The sequence below is a fragment of the Paenibacillus sp. JJ-100 genome, assembly GCF_948329825.1.
Lineage (GTDB): Bacteria > Bacillota > Bacilli > Paenibacillales > Paenibacillaceae > Paenibacillus.
Genome location: NZ_CAOJCM010000001.1, coordinates 157,196 through 176,931 on the forward strand (window position 1 = coordinate 157,196; position 19,736 = coordinate 176,931).

The 19,736-nt window shown below is 46.1% G+C and carries 20 protein-coding genes; 17 read left to right on the forward strand and 3 right to left on the reverse strand.

Annotated features, from left to right (window positions below):
* Positions 1–121 precede the first annotated feature (121 nt).
* On the forward strand, positions 122–2,893 hold the full coding sequence (locus PQG66_RS00830) for a hypothetical protein (protein ID WP_272034073.1): 2,772 nt from the start codon (positions 122–124) through the stop codon (positions 2,891–2,893).
* Positions 2,894–2,997: 104 nt separating this feature from the next.
* Here PQG66_RS00830 and PQG66_RS00835 read toward each other — a convergent pair whose 3' ends face one another.
* Together PQG66_RS00835 and PQG66_RS00840 are read right to left on the reverse strand one after the other, a co-directional pair.
* On the reverse strand, positions 2,998–3,372 hold the full coding sequence (locus PQG66_RS00835) for a cytochrome C oxidase subunit II (RefSeq protein WP_334220746.1): 375 nt from the start codon (positions 3,370–3,372) through the stop codon (positions 2,998–3,000).
* A 234-nt stretch (positions 3,373–3,606) separates the two neighbouring features.
* Entirely contained in the window at positions 3,607–3,966 is a 360-nt protein-coding gene (locus PQG66_RS00840; RefSeq protein WP_272034075.1) for a phage holin family protein, read from the reverse strand.
* A gap of 191 nt (positions 3,967–4,157) precedes the next feature.
* Here PQG66_RS00840 and PQG66_RS00845 point away from each other — a divergent pair, with 191 nt between their 5' ends.
* From PQG66_RS00845 to PQG66_RS00860, 4 genes are all read left to right on the forward strand, one after another.
* The gene (locus PQG66_RS00845) at positions 4,158–6,524 is read left to right on the forward strand and encodes an endonuclease MutS2 (protein ID WP_272034077.1); all 2,367 of its coding nucleotides are present in this window, start codon (positions 4,158–4,160) and stop codon (positions 6,522–6,524) included.
* Positions 6,525–6,635: 111 nt separating this feature from the next.
* Positions 6,636–7,013, forward strand: coding sequence for a DUF350 domain-containing protein (locus PQG66_RS00850; RefSeq protein ID WP_442955024.1), 378 nt, complete (start codon positions 6,636–6,638; stop codon positions 7,011–7,013).
* Positions 7,014–7,131: 118 nt separating this feature from the next.
* Positions 7,132–7,692, forward strand: a complete 561-nt coding sequence (locus PQG66_RS00855; RefSeq protein ID WP_272034081.1) for a hypothetical protein — start codon at positions 7,132–7,134, stop codon at positions 7,690–7,692.
* A 135-nt stretch (positions 7,693–7,827) separates the two neighbouring features.
* The gene (locus tag PQG66_RS00860) at positions 7,828–9,027 is read left to right on the forward strand and encodes an MFS transporter (RefSeq protein ID WP_272034083.1); all 1,200 of its coding nucleotides are present in this window, start codon (positions 7,828–7,830) and stop codon (positions 9,025–9,027) included.
* A gap of 126 nt (positions 9,028–9,153) precedes the next feature.
* On the opposite strand, the gene PQG66_RS00865 is transcribed toward PQG66_RS00860, so the two are convergent.
* Positions 9,154–10,374, reverse strand: coding sequence for an NAD(P)/FAD-dependent oxidoreductase (locus PQG66_RS00865; RefSeq protein WP_272036393.1), 1,221 nt, complete (start codon positions 10,372–10,374; stop codon positions 9,154–9,156).
* Between the two features lie 95 nt (positions 10,375–10,469).
* On the opposite strand from PQG66_RS00865, the gene PQG66_RS00870 reads away from it, so the two are divergent.
* From PQG66_RS00870 to PQG66_RS00925, 12 genes are all read left to right on the forward strand, one after another.
* On the forward strand, positions 10,470–10,703 hold the full coding sequence (locus PQG66_RS00870; RefSeq protein ID WP_272034085.1) for a hypothetical protein: 234 nt from the start codon (positions 10,470–10,472) through the stop codon (positions 10,701–10,703).
* A gap of 45 nt (positions 10,704–10,748) precedes the next feature.
* Positions 10,749–11,132, forward strand: a complete 384-nt coding sequence (locus PQG66_RS00875) for a spore coat protein (RefSeq protein WP_272034087.1) — start codon at positions 10,749–10,751, stop codon at positions 11,130–11,132.
* A gap of 156 nt (positions 11,133–11,288) precedes the next feature.
* Positions 11,289–11,789 carry an Lrp/AsnC family transcriptional regulator gene (locus tag PQG66_RS00880; protein WP_272034089.1) on the forward strand — a complete coding sequence of 167 codons (501 nt, stop codon included), beginning with the start codon at positions 11,289–11,291 and terminating at the stop codon, positions 11,787–11,789.
* Positions 11,790–11,802: 13 nt separating this feature from the next.
* The gene (locus tag PQG66_RS00885) at positions 11,803–13,011 is read left to right on the forward strand and encodes an aminotransferase class I/II-fold pyridoxal phosphate-dependent enzyme (RefSeq protein ID WP_272034091.1); all 1,209 of its coding nucleotides are present in this window, start codon (positions 11,803–11,805) and stop codon (positions 13,009–13,011) included.
* Between the two features lie 220 nt (positions 13,012–13,231).
* Entirely contained in the window at positions 13,232–13,420 is a 189-nt protein-coding gene (locus PQG66_RS00890) for an aspartyl-phosphate phosphatase Spo0E family protein (RefSeq protein ID WP_308722269.1), read from the forward strand.
* Between the two features lie 184 nt (positions 13,421–13,604).
* Positions 13,605–14,156 carry a hypothetical protein gene (locus PQG66_RS00895; RefSeq protein WP_272034094.1) on the forward strand — a complete coding sequence of 184 codons (552 nt, stop codon included), beginning with the start codon at positions 13,605–13,607 and terminating at the stop codon, positions 14,154–14,156.
* A gap of 46 nt (positions 14,157–14,202) precedes the next feature.
* Entirely contained in the window at positions 14,203–14,730 is a 528-nt protein-coding gene (locus PQG66_RS00900) for a bifunctional adenosylcobinamide kinase/adenosylcobinamide-phosphate guanylyltransferase (RefSeq protein WP_272036395.1), read from the forward strand.
* Positions 14,731–14,813: 83 nt separating this feature from the next.
* Positions 14,814–15,389: a cob(I)yrinic acid a,c-diamide adenosyltransferase gene (locus PQG66_RS00905; RefSeq protein ID WP_272034096.1), complete on the forward strand. Its 576-nt coding sequence runs from the start codon at positions 14,814–14,816 to the stop codon at positions 15,387–15,389.
* On the forward strand, positions 15,386–16,378 hold the full coding sequence (locus PQG66_RS00910; protein ID WP_272034098.1) for an RluA family pseudouridine synthase: 993 nt from the start codon (positions 15,386–15,388) through the stop codon (positions 16,376–16,378). Before PQG66_RS00905 ends, PQG66_RS00910 begins: the two co-directional genes overlap by 4 nt.
* A gap of 788 nt (positions 16,379–17,166) precedes the next feature.
* Entirely contained in the window at positions 17,167–17,532 is a 366-nt protein-coding gene (locus tag PQG66_RS00915) for an arsenate reductase family protein (RefSeq protein WP_272034100.1), read from the forward strand.
* Between the two features lie 175 nt (positions 17,533–17,707).
* On the forward strand, positions 17,708–18,601 hold the full coding sequence (locus PQG66_RS00920; RefSeq protein WP_272034102.1) for a 5'-3' exonuclease: 894 nt from the start codon (positions 17,708–17,710) through the stop codon (positions 18,599–18,601).
* Positions 18,598–19,716 carry a phosphodiester glycosidase family protein gene (locus PQG66_RS00925; RefSeq protein WP_272034104.1) on the forward strand — a complete coding sequence of 373 codons (1,119 nt, stop codon included), beginning with the start codon at positions 18,598–18,600 and terminating at the stop codon, positions 19,714–19,716. The genes PQG66_RS00920 and PQG66_RS00925 overlap by 4 nt, the downstream gene beginning before the upstream one ends.
* Positions 19,717–19,736 lie beyond the last annotated feature (20 nt).

Consider the following 19,736-nt stretch of genomic DNA (forward strand, 5'->3'; position numbering starts at 1 on the left):
TGAACAAAGATTAGCAGGAATTGCTTGAAGTCACATCGAATCCTTAGCATTAGAGGATCGATGTGACTTTTTTGTCATGACAGCTTAGAATCAACATACAGACTTGAAGGAGGGCACAACTGTGACTACACCTGATCGTACACGCGTCACCGTAGAGATCTACGGGACTTCCTATAAACTGGTTGGCAGCAGTGCCGACTATATGAAACAAGTAGCTAATCTGGTAGATGAGCGCATGAGCGCTATCTCCAAAAGTCATTCACGTTTGGATACACCGCGCATTGCTGTACTTGCGGCTGTACATATGGCTGAACAGTCTCTTCAGACGCAAGAAATCCGAAACGAACTTAAAATGCTCACTGGAGAACGAACAGAACTACGAAATGAAATTAATCGGTTAAACGCCATTCAGAGTGAACATCAAAAAGAATTGCAGCAACGCGACCAGTTGATCGCCGAGGTGAAGCAGCAGAAAAATGAGGTGGAGCAGGCTTTGCAGAAGCTTGCCTCTGAGAAACAGGCTGAAATCTCGAAGCTGAATCGTTTATTGGAGCAGGAGCGCAGCCAGATGAAAGAGCAAATGCAGAAACTGCAAGCTCAAACGGCTGCACAACTTAAAGAGGCAGAAGCCAAAGGCGCAGCACGTGTAAAAGAAGCAGAAGACAAGGCGGCAAGTCAGCTCAAGCAGCTACAGGCGCAGTCTGCTGCGCAGCTTAAAGAAGCCCAGCAACATGCTGCAAGAGAGCTGCAACAGGTGCAGGCCAAAGCGGCTGCCCAATATAAAGAATTGCAGGACAGAAGCGCAGCGCAATTGAAAGAGGTAGAGCGTAAGGCTGTTGCTGAACGTCAAAAAGTGGAAGCTCAGGCAGCGGAGCAAGTACAGGCAGCCAGAGAAGAAGCTGAATCGACAATTTTGTCCGAACTGGAGCAGGCTGAAGACAAATTGAAGCAGGTGCAGAAGGAGGCAACTCTTCAATATGATAAGCTGCAGGAACAGATGAATCAGCGTTTGGAACAAGCGCAGCAAGAGAGGGACGCGCTTGCAGCTCAAGCGAAGCAGGAGCAAGAAATGTTGCAGCTTGAAGCAGAGCAGAAGCTTCAAACCGCCATGGAACAGCTACAAGCGGAATTCACAGCCCGCTCAGAACAATCCGAACTGGAATGGATGGAGAAAGAGTCAATACTTGAAGAACAACTAAAAGCAGAGCAAGAGGCGTCTACTTCCCGTGCCGCGGAGATCGAAGCTGTTGCTGAGGAACGCCTTAAGCAAGAGCAGGACAAGTTGAAGCGTCAGCTCGAGCATGAACGTGCACAAGCATCTGCTCGACTTGCAGAGATCAATGAACAGTTGGTAGAGGTTCGTCAACAACTCAAACAGGCGCAAGAGACGGTTTCCGAACAGGAACAGCTGCTGCAGGCAGAGCGTACTCAAGTGGAGTCGTTGCAACAGGAGCAGAAGGCTCGCACACAGGAGCTGGAGATGCAAACGCGTCGCATTGCTGAGCTCCAGCAGCAGCTCGATCAGCTGAAAGAAGACAGCATGGAGCTTCAAAACAAACTTCGCGAAACGGAGCAGTCGTTGAATCAGGCTCGTGAGTCCCAGCAGCAGTGGCAAGATCAGTACAATGAAGCGGTGGATCGTGAAACGGCGATCACAGCTCAGCTTCACAAACTTCAAGAACAGCATGCCCAGCTTGAGCAGGATGCACAGCATCTCCTTGAGGCAGAAGCTAAGTCTGAAGAGGAACAGCGTAGACTGCAAAAAGTTCTTGAGCAAGCTCATGCCGCAGTACGCACTTTGCAAAATGAAATCACTGCCCTCACTGAGAGTGAACAATCTTGGAAAGAACTTGCTGAACAGCGACTGGCTGACATTGGTGATCTGGAGAATCAGATTTTGGAAGCAACCGAACAGAATGAGACATTGGAAGCGGGTGTTCAGTCCCTGCATGATGAACTCACAGTCGTGAAGGAAGAAGCAAGACTGTACAATGAAGAGGCCGTTCGATATGAGAAGGAAACGGAGATTCTGGAAGAGAAGCGACAACAACTGGTCGAGGAACTTCAGGGCACTCGTCATGAGTTGAATGACACTCGGGATGAATTGCAAGGGGCTCAAGAGGAGTTGAGCCGTCTGCAAGAACAGTATAAGCAGATTCGTAACGATTACAGTGATGCTCTGCAACGTGAAGAAAACGTTGGCTCCCGGATGAGTGAACTGGAAGTGGAGAAACAAAACCTGGAAGAGGCACTTAATGAAGCAAGACAATCGGCAGAGCAGCTTGCCAAACGCTATGCGGAGCAAGCGAATCAGCTCGCACAGACAGAAGAGGAAGCACTCGAATGGCAAATCAAACATGAGGATCTCTCTGCTAGTCAAGCCGAGTTATCTTCCCGTATTCAACAGCTGACGACACGAGAACAAGAGCTGCGAGCACAATTGGAAGAGGCAGTGCATGCCGCAGAGCAGAAGGAACAGGTCTGGCAGCAACGTGCGGATGATTGGTCGGCGCAGGAGCAAGTTTGGCAGGAACGATGGACAGCGCTGGAGGAAGAGCTGACAACGTGGCAACGTGAAAGCGCGGCAAGCTCGGAGAAGCTGGATGAACTGACGCAGGAACGAGAGCAGTTGTTGAAAGAACAGACACAGCGAGAGCAGCTATTGACCGAAGCTGATGAAGAGAAGCGGATTATGGAGAATGAACTGCGAGAAATTAGTGAACGTTATGAGTTAGCCGCTAACCAGCTTCGTCTGCTGCAAGTTGAGCGGGAAATGGAGCAGGAGAAAGCGGAGAAGCTAAACACAGAGTATCGTCAGCTACATGATGAATATACGAAATTACAGACGGAATATAACGAATGGATTGAATTGATTGAGCAGGACCAAACGTAGCGGATCGCTTTTTCGTTCGTTGAGGTTTTGACCAGCGAACGCTTGCACAATTTGTTATAATACAAAAGAGCTCCCGTCGCTACGGGGGCTCCTTGTTTTGAAGTTTATTCTTCTACAATAATTTTGGAGATCATGCTACTATGACCTGAACCGCAAAAAACGGAACAAGACATCTCAAACTCACCGGTTTTCTCAGGGGTAATTACTTTGGAGCTTTTCTGAGTATCCAGCTGAAGATTCAGCTCAGGTACCAGGAGACCGTGATTTCCGTTGACGTTTTCATAAACAATCTTGACCGGGACACCTTTTTTTAGTCGGTATTCAGGTTGATCGAACTCGTAGTTGCTCGCCTTGATCACCAATTGTTCACTGGCAGTAGCCTCCGGTTCGGATGCTTGAGAATCGTTGTTGCTTCCGCACGCAGCAAGAACAAGAATTAACATACAGGCGGCAAGCCATGTCATACCTTTCTTCATCATTTGCCTCCTTACGTGTGAGTTGTATAAAATTTGAATCATTACTCCAGTCATCATACCTCAATTTGACAATGCCTGTACATGTCGGGTATGTCGTTTTTTTGAAATTTGATCGAATGCACGTTCTGTGGATGTTTCAAATATGAAAAAACTCTCAAATATGAAAAAAACCTCTTCAGGCCACTGGCCTTCCGAGGTTGATACGTCTTCGTAACGAGAGGTAAGTCATTTCAAGTGTTAGCTTTTGGAGCTACGTCCAGCATCAAACGGGGTAGACACCGGAATAAACAGATCGATAATCCCGATGACCAGAGCGGCTAGAATGGCACCGAGAAGGCTGACCTCAACGTGATCAACGACATATTGACCCAGCCAAATCACAAGCGCACTGACGATAAAGCCGACGATTCCCCGGCCAAAAGGATTCACTCTTTTACCAAAGACTCCCTCAATAATCCAGCCTAGCAAAGCGATGACCAGAGCAAGCATCAATGCGCTCCAGAAACCGCCAACGGCGAAACCGGGAACGATCCAGCTGACCACCACTAATACGATAGCTGCGATAATAAATCGTACGACATGGCCCAGAAATTTCATGGGGGTGACCTCCTTTGTTCAGATTGGATTGATAATTAGCATGTCATCTCTTAGCGAGCCGCATGATAGCACAATCCTGACTGTCGTAGTGTGTGGCATTGGGCTTGAAGTTATGTGTGGAAGGATTCGTTAAATAGCATGACAAACGTTCTTTCGTTATAATACAGATATAGTTGGAAGGAGTTGTACATTTGGACACGAAAATATTACACACGCTGGAATATCGCAAAATTTTAAATACATTGATTAGCTTTGCTCAAACGTCTATGGGTAAGAAAAAAGCAGACCAACTTGAGCCAGTTAGTGATCTGGAAGAAGTAAAACGCCTGCTTCAGCAAACGGATGAAGCCTTTACCTTTGAAAGGCTGAAAGGGTCGCCGTCATTTGGGGGGATCGTAGACATCACTGCTTCCGTAAAACGAGCTGAGATTGGCGGTACACTCAATCCTCATGAGCTGCTCAGCATTGCCACGACAACGCAAGCAGCCAGACGCTTGAAACGTCAGATTGCAGCGCTTCATGAAGATGAGCCGATGGAGTCTCTCTTCTTTATTAGTGATCAGTTATCGGAGCAAAAGGAACTTGAAGACGCGATTCGTGTTTGTATCGATGATAATGCCGAAGTTGCAGATAGTGCGAGTGTGACGCTAGCTCAGATTCGGCGTGAATTACGCGGGGGAGAAGCACGTATACGTGAAAAACTGGATTCCATGATCCGTTCGTCTACGGTATCCAAAATGTTGCAGGATCAGCTCATAACGATTCGAGGAGACCGCTTTGTTATTCCGGTTAAAGCGGAGTACCGTTCGTATTTCGGTGGTATCGTGCATGATCAGTCAGGTTCAGGAGCAACACTCTTTATAGAGCCGGAATCCATTGTGGCGATGAACAACAAATTACGTGAAACTCGGATACGGGAAGAACGTGAAATCGAAATCATTTTGCAGAAATTGACGGCACTTGTCAGTGAGCAAGGTGAATGGCTAATCTATGATGTCGATTTGTTAGCATCGCTGGATTTTATTTTTGCTAAAGCTCGCCTAGCCCGTGAACTGAAAGCGACATTGCCTCGTATGAACGACCGTGGTTTCCTGAAGTTGAAAAAGGGACGTCATCCGCTGATTCCCATTGAACATGTTGTTCCCATTGATGTGGAACTCGGTAACAATTACACCTCTATTATTGTGACCGGACCCAATACGGGTGGTAAGACCGTAACCTTGAAAACAATTGGTCTATTGAGCTTGATGGCGATGTCGGGTCTGTTTGTTCCCGCCGAAGATGGCAGTCAGTTATGTGTATTTGATGCCATTTATGCTGACATTGGAGACGAGCAGAGTATTGAACAGAATCTGAGTACGTTCTCCAGTCATATGACCAACATTATTCGCATTCTGAAACATATGACCCCGAAAAGTCTTATCCTGCTGGATGAGCTTGGAGCAGGAACAGACCCGGCGGAAGGTTCTGCACTCGCGATTTCTATGCTCGAGCATATGCATCGGACAGGTTGCCGTATGGTTGCAACAACTCACTATAGTGAGTTAAAAGCTTACGCGTATGAGCGAAAAGGTGTAATTAACGCCAGCATGGAATTTGATATCAACACGCTTAGTCCGACCTATCGTCTTCTTGTTGGTGTACCTGGACGCAGTAACGCATTTGCAATTGCAGAGCGACTAGGCCTTCCAGGGTACATTCTGGACTATGCTCGTGGTGAAGTGAAGGAAGAAGATCAGCGCATTGAGCATATGATCGCCTCTCTTGAAGAGAATCGCCTTACGGCTGAACAAGAACGCGAGAAGGCAGAGACCCTTCGTCAAGATATGGAGAAATTGCGCAGCCGTCACCAAGCTGAACTAGAAAAGCTGGAACAGCAGCGAGACCGCCGAATCGAAAAAGCGGAGGAAGATGCGCGGAACATTATAGACAAAGCTCGTGCTGAAGCAGAAAAAATTATTGCTGATCTCCGTCAGCTTGCGTTGGAAGAAGGCGCTTCTGTAAAAGAGCACAAATTGATAGCAGCCCGCAAACAGCTAGATGAAGCTGAGCCGGAGAAACGGAAAAAAACGATTAAAAAGGCAGCCGCTCCGAAAACCCGTGCCATCGGGCCAGGTGATGAAGTGCTTGTCTACAGTCTCAACCAGAAGGGGCATGTTGTAGAGATGGCAGGCAGCAAAGATGCCGTTGTACAACTCGGAATTATGAAGATGAAGGTGTCACTTGATGATCTGGAACTGCAACAACCTGCCCCAGCCATCAAACAGCCGAAGCAAAAACCAGTCACAGGTGTGAAGCGTACTCGTGACGATAATGTAAAGAGTGAGCTGGACTTGAGAGGTGCCAATCTGGAAGAGGCATTAATGGAAACGGACCGTTTCATCGATGAAGCCTTCCTTGCGAATCTGGGTCAAGTGTATATTATTCATGGTAAAGGGACGGGAATTTTGCGTTCTGGTATTCAAGATTACTTGCGTAAGCATAAGCATGTAAAAAGTTATCGTCTGGGTAATTACGGAGAAGGCGGCAATGGTGTAACTGTCGCTGAACTGGAATAGCCCGAAGATGAATGATTAAATCTGCTGTTCAGATGCCTGGATAACAGATTTTGGGGAGGAGAATGGGGAGTGAAAGAAGTGATTGATGGACTGCTGTCTCATCCTTTGGGGATGGTCCTCGGTTTCTTCTCGGTAGCCATTATGGAGCTGCTCGTCTTTCTGGCATGCTTCGAACTGGTGACGAAATATAAATGCTGGACGGAGATCAAACAAGGTAACGTGGCTGTGGCAATGGCTACGGGTGGCAAAATCTTTGGAATTTGCAATGTGCTCCGTTTTTGCATTCAGGCAAAATCTTCGGTATATGAAGCGATGACCTGGTCCATTGTTGGATTCGTATTGTTGCTCGTTGCTTATTTTTTGTTTGAATTCCTGACGCCAGTGTTTTCAATTGACCGGGAGATTGAAGCGGATAACCGAGCAGTCGGATTGATATCGATGATCATTTCTGTCTCACTATCCTATGTTATTGGTGCAAGCATTATCTAGGGGGATCGATGATGAAAATATTGATACGGATTTTGTTTGCAGCATCGATTGTATTTTTTGCCATCGGTGTAATCTATGTTTTGAATACGTGATTTTTGAGAAGAAAGGTTGATACACGATGGAAACTACAGTATGCCCTTGGTGTCAAACAGAGATTGTTTGGGATGAGGAACTCGGACCGGAAGAAGAGTGCCCATATTGTCACAATGAATTAAAGGGTTATCGTACATTAAACATTAACATTGGCGACGAGAACGATGACAGCGATGAGGAGTTTCAAGCCGAGGATATTGCTAATGATAAAGAGCAGGTGTCAGACCTGACGTCACTCTGGGGTGATGAAGTGGAATTGAAGTTGCCCGAGCTGCGTACATTGAACAAATATGCAGATGAAGGTAATGATCTGATTCTGTATGAGCAAGGTGTGGAGAAACAGTTAGATCAGCAAGAGGAAGTACCGGAGTGTCCACATTGCCGGGAATTCATGATTCTAGCTGGATCGCAAGCAGCTAGCCAAGATACGTTTACGCCGGTTGCTAATGCGGCTTCAGGTAAAGGCTCCGTGTTATCACCTCCGTTTACGGTCCTGACCTATGTATGCTCTGGTTGTTTTCAGGTTCAATACAGTTTGTCTGAGGATGACCGCTTGAAGTTGATCCAGAATCTGAGTACACATTGACATCTCTGAATTAAACGGAATACAACTTAAATAAAAAAGTAAAGATTCATTATGTTTTCCTCCGGCTTGGGGTACGCTAACGCTTAAGAGTCACCTGTTCACGTAAGTCTGTATCAGGTGATGAAGGAGGAGCAGATGAAGATTACTTTGGGAAAACAATCCATTCTGCTTTTGGGCGTGAATGGATTGTTTGCGTTAGCGGGAGCATTGTCCGGTACATTTCTAAATGTGTTTCTCTGGAAGAGTCGTCCCGATTACGCGATGCTCGGCTGGTTCACGATAAGTCAGCAACTGGCGATCGGAGTCACATTTTGGCTTGCTGGCAAATGGGTGAAAGAACATAATAAAATGAGTGCGCTGAGGCTGGGAATCGCCTTAACCGGAATATTCTACATGCTTGTTCTGTGGACAGGCACACGTGCTGTGGATTGGATCTGGCCCCTTGGACTACTCCTAGGCTGTGCACTTGGACTCTTCTGGCTCGCATTTAATGTAGTGTACTTTGAGGTTACGGATCGGGAAAACAGAGACTTATTTAATGGCTGGGTTGGCTTGCTTGGTTCCATGACAGGCATTATCGGACCGTGGTTCTCTGGTCTCCTTATTACACGAATGACGGCCAATACCGGATATCGGCTGATCTTTACGGTGTCGCTTGTCATTTATATCATCGCCGTGTTCTTTAGTTTTTTTCTGAAAAAGCGAAAGGTCAGCGGTACATACCGCTGGTCAGAACCGATCCATCAACTGTCCACGCCCAACAGTCCTTGGCGACCGCTAGCGATGGGATTATTTGCACAAGGGGCTCGAGAAGGTGTGTTTGCTTTTCTCATTGCATTGCTTGTCTATCTGGCAACAACTCAGGAATACAAGCTCGGACAGTTCTCCCTGGTTACTTCAGCAGTAGCTCTAACCAGTTATTGGGCTGCTGGAAAATGGTTCAAACCTCATTATAGATCCAAAGGAATGTTAACGGGCTCCGTTCTGTTGCTATTGGTGTTGCTGCCCCTTCTCTGGAAAGTATCCTACGGTACGCTGTTATTCATGGGGATTGGGAGTGCAATAGCGATGCCACTTTATATTTTGCCGATGATCTCTGCAGGTTTCGACATGATGGGCACGAGCGGCGAAAATGTGGAGAAAAGGGTTGAACTTGTCGTATTAAGAGAATTGTGTCTAATGTCTGGACGTCTGTTTGGTTTGGCGATATTTATGATCGCTGTTGTCAATTCTCATGCGCAACAAGTGATTATTTGGCTCATCATCACACTAGGTGCTTTTCCTTTACTTGGCTGGATTTTTATGCGAAAGCAATTGAACAAGGCGGCTTCGTGATTCCAGCCATAGATTGATAAAATGATTTGAAAAGGGTACAACAAGGAAAAGATGTAATCTTTCCATGTGTTGTACCCTTTTATGGTAATGACAACCGTAAGGTTGTATTTTAAACCATGTTCACTTTTATACTGGAGAAGGCTTGCTGGTTCTCGTCAGAGAGAATAGCTTCATATCTTCATTCTCAACACCACTGATGGCATCTGCTATCAGGGAAGCAGCAATCATGCTATATACCGTTCCGTTCCCCCCGTAGCCCTCGACAAAGTAAGAGTGTGGATATTCTGGATGTGTTCCAATGAGGGGGAGGCCATCATGTGTATTGCCAAACACTGCACCCCAGACGTAGTCAATTTCAAGTGCATCAAGTGGGAAATAGGATCTGACTTCTTCCAGCAGAACATCGCCTTGATTTTTGGCACGCAGTTCACGCTGATCCTGATCAGGTATTTCTTCATCCAGTCCTCCCGCTATGATTCGATGGTCTGGCGTGGTACGCATATATAGATAAGGACGCGCTGTCTCCCAAATCATGGCTTCCTCATACCAACTGCTCAGATCAGGGAGTGGTTTGGTTGTGATCGCATATGTCGATTTCAGATATGCTCCTCTGTCTTTCTTAATCTCCTGAGTTTCATAACCGGCAGCGTAGACAACCTTTTTCGCTCGAATTTTACCCTTAGGGGTGTAACACCACACACCTTCATCGTCATAGTCACAATGAATCATTTCCGTCTGTTCGTAGATTCGTGCTCCATGTTGAATGGCTGATTCAAATAGGGCTTGAACAAAGCGGTACGGGTTGACTTCAGCATCACCCTTGGTGTACAGTGCAGCCGGTTTCTCAAATGGAAAATGGTTTTTTATCTGATCTGCATCCCACAGCTCTGCTTCGAAACCATATTTTTGTAAGGTTCGATATTCTTCCTCAAGCAGAGCAACATCTTCCTCAACACTGGCAAAACAAAAGCTGTTTCGCGGAATAAACCAAGGATCCGTCTTCAGACTTCCTGCAATCTCTGCAAGGTGCAGCATGGCTTCACGGCACAACTGATAAAAGCGGACGCCTTTATCTTCGCCAAATGTGTTTATACACGAAGTCAACGTTTTGTCATTAGTATACTGCAGCAACCCCGTATTTGCTGAACTGCTACCATGAGCGATCTTCCGTTTATCAATTACAACGGTATCGAAACCGCGCTGTGAAAGCAATTTGGAAGTAAGTGCACCTCCCATACCACCTCCTATTATCAGGCAGTCACATGAAATATCCGTTTCTAGAGAGGAGTAACCCACATCCGGTTTATAAGTAGAAGGCCAGTAAGGTTTGCCATAAACGAGGTCCATCTGAAACATCTCCTTTGTCATCACATTGGTATAGTTTTGCAATTCGAGGTCATAATAAGCTCGCATAAACTTTAGATCAAGGAGGTAAGATGTACATGCAGAATTCACAGATGCAAGCACTGAGTCCCAAGGAACTGAACTATATTGCCGATTCCATCTCGAACGAGGAGATGCTGATCAAACAATGTGCAGCCACAGCATCCATTTCCACCCATCCTGCTATCCAGCAGGCATTGAATCAGTATGCCCGCTCCCATGAGCAGCACTTGAATACATTGATCCAGACATTGCACCAGCATCAATCCCTTGCCCCATCCCAATCTCATTAATTCACAACTAGCCGTATGCATTATCAGCGTATAGGAGGAGAACACATGTACAATCAAACCGGTAATTTCATGCAGGAACAGGATTTGTTAAAAAGCATTCTCGCTGATCTAAGACGCACTTCGCGAGAGTACACAACAGCAACAACGGAAGCTTCTTGCCCAACGGTTCGCAGCATGTTCAATAATTTGACGAATGATACGCTCCGGTTGCAAGGTGAACTGTTCAACCTGATGCAACAGAACAATATGTATTCGGCTTCTGCCAAAGCACCACGGCAGGATTTGGATAAGCAGATCCAGTCTGCACACCAGGCACAACAGAAATGTCAGCAATTTGTGCAGGAGAAACAAGTGCAAAACAGCCCGTACAGCCAGATTTCAAATGTGACTCCGCGTCAGCCGAATTACGGTAACCCTTATTACATGTAACCAATGGATAGGGGGGGTGAAGCATATCCCTGAGACCATACCACCGCTTGCCTGAATTGAGGGCAGGCGGTCTTTTGTCTATGCATTGACGTTAAATTCATGTAATATAAGTATTAATTCATTTTAGGAGCCTGGATGATGCTGGAGGGAAAAACGATGAAAGATTTGGATGATCTGCAACTCAAGGTTCTGGATCTATTGAAAGAAGATGCGAGAAGAACTCCTGCTCTGCTGTCAACAATGTTGGGGGAGTCAGAAGATAAGATCAAAGCGGCTGTAGCACAGCTTGAACAAGATCATGTCATCGTGAAATATGCCACTGTTGTGAACTGGAGCAAGATTGACGATGAGAAAGTAACAGCCTTGATTGAGGTGCAAATTACGCCAGAGCGCGGCCGGGGTTTCGAAGGAATCGCCGAGCGTGTTTATCTCTATCCACAAGTGAAATCCGTTTACCTCATGTCAGGTGCATATGATCTGCTTGTTGAAGTAGAGGGTGGCAACCTACGTGAAGTCGCTAATTTTGTATCGGAGAAGCTCTCTCCTATTGACTCAGTACTTTCAACCAAGACCAATTTTATTCTTAAAAAATATAAGCAGGACGGGATTATTTTTGAAGACCATCAGGAAGATAACCGTCTCATGATCTCGCCGTAAAGGAAGATGTGTCATGATAGTGAATGAACAAACAACCGGAAATAACAAAACAATGTCCTCGTATCTGGCTCCACTTGTCAAGGAGATCCCACCATCCGGAATTCGTAAGTTTTTTGACCTGGTGGGTGACAACAAAGATATCATCACGCTTGGTGTAGGGGAACCGGATTTCATAACACCGTGGCATATGCGTGAAGCTTGCGTTTATTCACTTGAAAGAGGCATGACCAGTTATACATCCAATGCTGGTATGCCGAAGCTGCGTGAAGCGATCAGCAATTATCTGTGCAAACAGTTTGATACATCATATGATCCTAAAGATGAGATTATTGTCACTGTGGGCGGGAGTGAAGCGATCGACCTGGCTTTGCGTGCACTGATTGTACCCGGTGATGAAATCCTTATTCCGGAGCCCTCTTATGTGGCTTACTCCCCAATTGCATCGATTGGCGGTGGTATTCCAGTTGGGGTAGACACGTATGCGAAGGATCAGTTCAAGCTAACGGCTGAAGCGCTGGAAGCGAGCATCACGCCGAAGTCAAAGGTCGTTATTTTGTGTTATCCAAGCAACCCTACAGGGGCGATTATGACGTATGAAGACTGGCTGCCTATCGCAGAAGTTATCAAAAAACATGATCTGATCGTGATTGCTGACGAAATCTATGCTGAACTGACGTATAATCAAAAACATGTCAGCTTTCCTTCAATTCCAGATATGAAAGACCGCACGATTTTGGTAAGTGGTTTTTCTAAGGCATTTGCAATGACGGGCTGGCGGATCGGGTATATGTGCGGACATCCCGAACTCATTGCAGCGATGCTTAAGATTCACCAGTATACTGTAATGTGTGCACCAGCAATGGGTCAGGTCGCGGCCCTTGAAGCGTTGACGAACGGACTGGGCGAAAAAGATCGAATGGTCGAATCCTATAATCAGCGGAGACGTTTGATTGTGCAAGGATTCCGTGATATCGGTCTGGATTGTCATGAACCTCAGGGAGCATTCTATGCTTTTCCGAGTGTTCAGAAGACGGGGCTAAGTTCCGATATATTTGCTGAGCGTTTGTTAACGGAGAACAAGGTGGCTGCTGTGCCAGGAAACGTATTTGGTCCGCAAGGTGAGGGCTTTTTACGCTGCTCTTATGCAACCTCAGTTTCTCAGTTGAACGAAGCATTGGAACGAATCGGAAATTTTGTTTACAAAGTTCAAAAAGAGGGTTAAGACTTAAGGAAGAATCATCAATAAAAAAGACATATGGAACTTTTCCAAAAAAATACTTTCTTTTACAAAATATTGTGATATAATTTCAATTTGAAATGAGTTTTCATATATTTGGAAAATATTTTCTGAGGAGGGGTTAGCTTTGTTTTGTGTTGAATATGATTTACCGACAAATCGTGGACACGTTCTTGCAGAAAGCGATCATGGCGACCGATGGTCGGTGAACCCTGATGACGCATCCTTGCATAACATTTCCTTGGAAGATGAGATCCGTATGCTCCGAAGTAAGATGGAACAGATTTTTCTGGAAGAGAAATCATTTACATCGGACATTGTCATTGAGATCAGCAGTTTGCTGGACTTGAAGATTAACGAATATATGAAGGCTAATCCAGTCAAACCCAAGTAATGAGATGTACCGTTGATAAATGCTGAATATTCGCTAGTGAATATCTAAATAACATAGTGAAGAAGGAGATCCGAAAGGATCTCTTTTTTGCTGCATGCATCTATGGGGCTTGTTGATAAGTGTTGTTTTTTTGCGTGGAACAATTGTGATATATTGGACTTAGGAGACTAAAGGGGGAACTGGAATGAAGAGATTTTGGGGATTAGCCGCAATCATTTCATTAATCTTTGTATTAGCTGGGTGTGGCGGCAAAGACGGATTCACAGTGTTTATAATTGATAATCAAGGTAACCCATCCACTATTTCAGAGCAATTGCAAACCAATTTGCAGAAAAAGCTTGGGGAAGAGCCTAAAGTAGAAATCATTACAAGTGCGATGTATGATGTGCAAAAAATAATGGTTGAATACGCTGCAGGCGAACACGACATCTTCATTTTGCCTGAAAATGATATGAAACAGTACGGTCAGAACGGATCGAATATTCCGCTAGACGATGTATTTGATGTGAAGAAATATGAGCGCGGTGTATTCGAAGGCTCGATCTTGGTTGAAGAAGGCAAGGGCGATGATGGCTCGGATATGAAAAAAGAAACCCGTCTGTACGGCATTCCGCTTGAGAGCATGCAAATGTTCAAGGATGTAAACTATGCCCCAAGCAATCTCTTCGCCACCATTCCATTATCTGCGGCCAATTCGGAAGAGTCGAAAAAAGTACTCAAAGCACTGACTGAGTAACCGCTATTTAGAAACAGGTAGGGAAGGAGGGAGCGGATTGCTGATTATGGTCACGGGCGGCATAGGCAGTGGAAAGACGCGCTTTGCGCTAAAATACGCGGCTCAATTGACTAAGGAAGGTGTATATTTATCCACTGGTGATCATGATCCCGTTATTCCCGAATTGCCATCTGCTCACTACCGTGCTATTCAAGTCGGGAAGGGTTCTAAGCTCGCAGATGTTGTGATCCAGATTAACAGAGAATCGAATCTGTTTCTGGCAGATCAGCGCATTTTGATTGTAGACAGTCTTACCTCTTGGATGGCAGCAAGCTTCAGGACGTCCGTAGATTTAGATCAACAACGTATGGAAACGCAACGTTTAATGGATGCGCTGCTGTCCTACCAGGGGAAAATACTTGTTATTACAAACGAGATGCACGCTAGTTTGAATCCGTCAGAAGAGGAACGTATTTTTGCGGCGAGAATGGCTTCAGTTAACCGGATCTTGCAGACGCATGCAGAGAAGATGTTCATGTTGGTATCCGGTCTTGCGATGGATCTGAGAAGTTTGCAATTGCGTTATGAAGACTAAGGATAGACGAGGGTAACAAGGTCAGGTAAGATGATGCTTCAATATGATTGGTAAGGCATAAATATACAATTGGAGGGATTCGGATGGGGATTTATACACGAACCGGTGACGAAGGTCAGACTTCAGTGATTGGAGGCCGGGTTATCAAGGATGATGACCGGGTTGAAGCTTATGGTACGATTGATGAATTGAATTGCTTTGTTGGTCAAGCCATTAGTCTAATTGATTCTGCCAATGGGGATTTCGCAGACCTGCGTGAACATCTGTTGGAAGTGCAACAGGAACTGTTCGACTGCGGATCTGATTTGGCTTTTGTACGGTTAAGTGAAACAAAATACAAAGTGCGCGATGAGATGGTCACACGTCTGGAGGAGTGGATTGATCAATACGATGCCGAGAACCCGAAAGTGGAACGTTTTATTATTCCTGGGGGAAGCCAGCTCTCATCAGCCCTGCACGTGTGCCGTACGGTGTGCCGCCGCGCAGAACGTCGTACCGTTACGCTTGGACAGCATACGGATATTAATCCGTCGGTGCGTCGGTATTTAAACCGTTTATCTGATTATTTCTTTGTTGTTGCACGGACAGCCAATGCGAGACAACAAGTTGCTGATATTGAATATGTGCGGAGCAAAAAAGTATTCCGCCGTAAAGAGTGAGCTTGTATTATGCGCCGATTACCTACAGAGTGACCGAAGCGGAGGACGGCTGGCTGTTGAAAACCGTGCTTCAGAAACGGCTGCAGGTTTCGCGTAAGCTGTTGTCTAAAATTAAGCTCACCGAGCAAGGGGTTATGCTTAATGGTGAACGGGTATACATCAGTGTGAAGGTGTGTACAGGGGATCTGGTGGAAGTTCGGATGGAGCAAGAAGAATCAGATGATATTTTGCCAGAGGATATTCCGTTTACCGTGCTGTATGAAGACGAACATCTGCTGATTGTGAACAAAGATGCAGGAATTATCGTTCATCCCACCCACGGACATTATACAGGTACTTTGGCGAATGGTGTGGTGCATTATTGGCAAAAGAAAGGCGAGAAGTTCCGCTTTCGGCCTATTCACCGATTAGATCAGGAAACTTCCGGCGTACTTGCCATTGCCAAAAATCCTTACGTGCATCAGCATGTGTCGGAGCAGATGATCGCGGGCACAGTGGATAAAAAATATATCGCGCTGGTGCACGGCAGCCCTGTTCCAGAACAGGGAGCAGTTGACGGCCCGATTGACCGTGATCCAGAAGAGCCGCATCGCCGCATTGTTACACCCGACGGGTATGCGGCTAGAACGTTGTATACCACGCTGGCACGCTGGTCGGATGGAAGCGCTAGTGCGGTTAGTTTGAAGCTGGAGAGTGGGAGGACACATCAGATCCGGGTACATATGACATCCATTGGTTGTCCGTTGATTGGTGATCAGATGTATAAGACGTTACCTGTGCATAACGTAGATGAGCAGACAAGGGGTGTTCGAGAGGAACGGGATACATGGATAGCGCGTCAAGCGTTGCATGCATGCGAACTGAGATTTGAACACCCCATTCTTCGGGAACGCATGACGTTCCAAGCACCATTGCCGCCAGATATGGCAGCGCTGGAAAAGCGCTTGGATATTGAAGCAGCACCTAGAGAGACTGTGCAAAAAAGCTAATGGATAGGTGAAAAAAGCTGGAGATGTAATCAGGGTTGAAAAAGATCAGCGAGCAAAGCGTCTGAACAGCACGCCGCAGGCTAAAGAGCCTTTGGAACTTTGAGGTGTCCAGAGGTTGAAAAAGATCAGCGAGCAAAGCGTCTGAACAGCACGCCGCAGGCTAAAGAGCCTTTGGAACTTTGAGGTGTTCAAGGGTTGAAAAAGATCAGCGAGCGGAGCGTTCTGAACAGCACGCCGCAGGCTAAAGAGCCTTTGGAACTTTGAGGTGTTCAAGGGTTGAAAAAGATCAGCGAGCGAAGCGTTCTGAACAGCACGCCGCAGGCTAACGAGTCTTTAGTACTTTGAGTGTGTCCGGGGTTGAAAAAGATCAGCGAGCGAAGCGTTCTGAACAGCACGCCGCAGGCTAACGAGTCTTTAGTACTTTGAGTGTGTCCGGGGTTGAAAAAGATCAGCGAGCGAAGCGTTCTGAACAGCACGCCGCAGGCTAACGAGCCTTTGGAACTTTGAGGTGTCCAGAGGTTGAAAAAGATCAGCGAGCAAAGCGTCTGAACAGCACGCCGCAGGCTAACGAGTCTTTGGAACTTTGAGTATGTAATGTAACGGCTTTAAGGTATTTTAAAGCCACAGGAAATGAGATGATGGCAAGATGGAGGGCGGTAAGCCCGCATCAGCCAAAAAAGAAAACTGCCGGGCGAGGGTATTGGGATGGAGCGACTTTTGGATTTGCGGAGCAAACCAAGGGAAGCGAGAGACCAAAACCCGAGCCCCTATGATAAGGAAGCGATCCCATGACGAAACTAAAAGTATATCAATATGCCAAATGCGGCACATGCCGCAAAGCTGTGAAATGGCTTGAAGCAAAGGGACATGAGCTGGAACTGATCCCTATTTTCGATACACCGCCTTCAAAAGAGGAATTAACCGAGCTGATTCAGAAGAGTGGACTCGAGATCAAAAAGTTTTTTAACACCAGCGGGGAAGTCTATAAGGAGCAAAAGCTCAAGGATAAGCTGCCCGGGATGTCGGCGGAGGAACAGATTGCGTTACTGGCTTCCAATGGCCGTCTCATCAAACGTCCAATCGTAACCGATGGAGAGAAAGTTACCGTGGGTTTTAAGGAAGATACGTATGAGCAGGAATGGAACAAAGCCTGACAAAGTACCAGAACGAAGCCTTGAATTGTTCAAAATTCAGGGCTTTTTTGGTCCGACGAAGGTTGGCGTAACTATGCTATAATGATAGAATGAGTTTCGATATTTTATATACTATTGAAGTTGAATCCAGACATGGGTGTTCGACTTTCATAGATCAAGGAGAGAACAATTTCAAGTGAATCAACGTAATGAACCTACTTTGTTACTGGTAGACGGTATGGCAGTGTTGTTCCGTGCATTTTATGCGACATCTGCGAGCGGATATATCAGACGGACAAAGGCAGGGCTTCCAACCAACGCAGTCTATGGATTTATCCGTTATTTCTGGGATGCGGTTCAGACATTTGCACCAAGTCACGTAATCTGCTGTTGGGATATGGGGGGCAAAACGTTTCGTGGTGAAGAGTACGCAGCTTACAAGGGTAATCGATCCGAAGCACCGGATGATCTCATTCCCCAGTTTGCTCTGATCCGTGAAGTGATGGATAGTCTGAACATTCCGAATATTGGTGCTGAGGGATTTGAAGCCGACGATTGTATCGGAACTCTCGCCAAGTACTACACCGAAGAGACTGATGTGAATGTGATGGTGCTGACGGGTGATCATGATATGCTTCAGCTGATCAATGATCGTACAAGTATCATTATTATGAAAAAAGGCCACGGCAACTACATGGTGTATAATCCGGAAACATTGATGGCCGAGAAACAGCTAACCCCTCGTCAGATCATCGACATGAAGGGTCTGATGGGAGATGCCAGTGATAATTATCCTGGGGTACGAGGCATTGGTGAGAAGACTGCTTTGAAGCTTGTGCAGGAGTATGGCTCGATTGAAGGGATATTAAGCAATCTGGAAAAACTTACTCCATCAGTACGTAAAAAAATTGAGAGTGATCTCGATATGCTGCATCTGTCGCGCAAACTGGCAGAGATTCATTGTGCCGTTCCGGTTGCTTGCAAGCTGGAAGGTTGTGAATTACGTCTGGATCCCGATATGGTGATGGACAAGTTTGAACAACTTGAGATGAAGAGTCTAGGCTCTTGGATGGGAGTGGCAACTGGGTGAGTAGCAATATGACAGCGAATAGATCAAATAAAAAGTGGTGGACTGGGGCGCTGGCCCTCGTCCTTGCATTACCGGTATTACTATCGGGTGCGGTGGGTTCTCCGCAAAAGGTTGATGCAAAAGGAGCAATTACTACAAAGGTACAGAAAGTAAAAGCAGCAGGACGCAGTTTTACGGTTCAGACCGTTTCCATCCCCAAAGGGACACCGGTAACGGTAGGTCTTGCGAAGAAGCAGGTTGGTCAAACAGCAACATTGCCATCCATTGTAAAAGCATATGGCGCACAAGCAGCAATTAACGGAGCTTTTTTTGAAGCATATCAAGGTGCACCTGATCCCTACGGCATGTTAATAGCAAATGGAAAAGTAATACATATAGGAAGATATGGTACATCCATCGGCTTCAAAGCAGATGGATCCGTTCTAATGGATTCACTTCAAGTGAGTTTGACAGGGAAAGTAACTGATCTAAATGGAAAATCACGCAGCTGGTATGCAACATTTGTTAACCGGACACCTTCTGCAGATGCTAGTATCACCATGCTCTATACCCCTGAACGTGGAGCTAACGTAGGTTTTAAAGGAGGTACAGCGGTGGTGATCGAAAAAGGGATCGTCACTAAAAAAGTCCCTAACACCAATGTAACTATCCCCAAAAATGGATCGGTCCTTATCTTCACAGGCAAGGAGAAGTCTACATCAGATCGTTTCACTGTAGGCTCTACTGTAGAGATGAATTACAGATATACGAATGCAGCGGGTCAAGAAATTCCTTGGCAGGATGTTGTGACGGCTGTAGGTGCTGGTCCACGTCTGGTGAAAGACGGCAAGATATCCGTGAATCCCGCAAGTGAAGGGTTTAAAGATCCCAAGATTTTGAATTCATCCGGAGCGAGAAGCGGAATTGCGATTATGGGCGATGGTTCAATTATGCTTGCTACCGTTTCTGGTGCTACAATGAAAGAATGGGCAGCCGTGATGCAGAAGCTGGGGGCCAAACAGGCGATGAATCTGGATGGCGGTGCGTCTTCAGGTATGTATGCGGGCGGCAAGATGCTGACTTCTCCAGGCAGGTTGTTAAGTAATACGCTCGTATTTGGCGGTTCTATTCGATAAAAAGTGATTGCAGGAGGTAT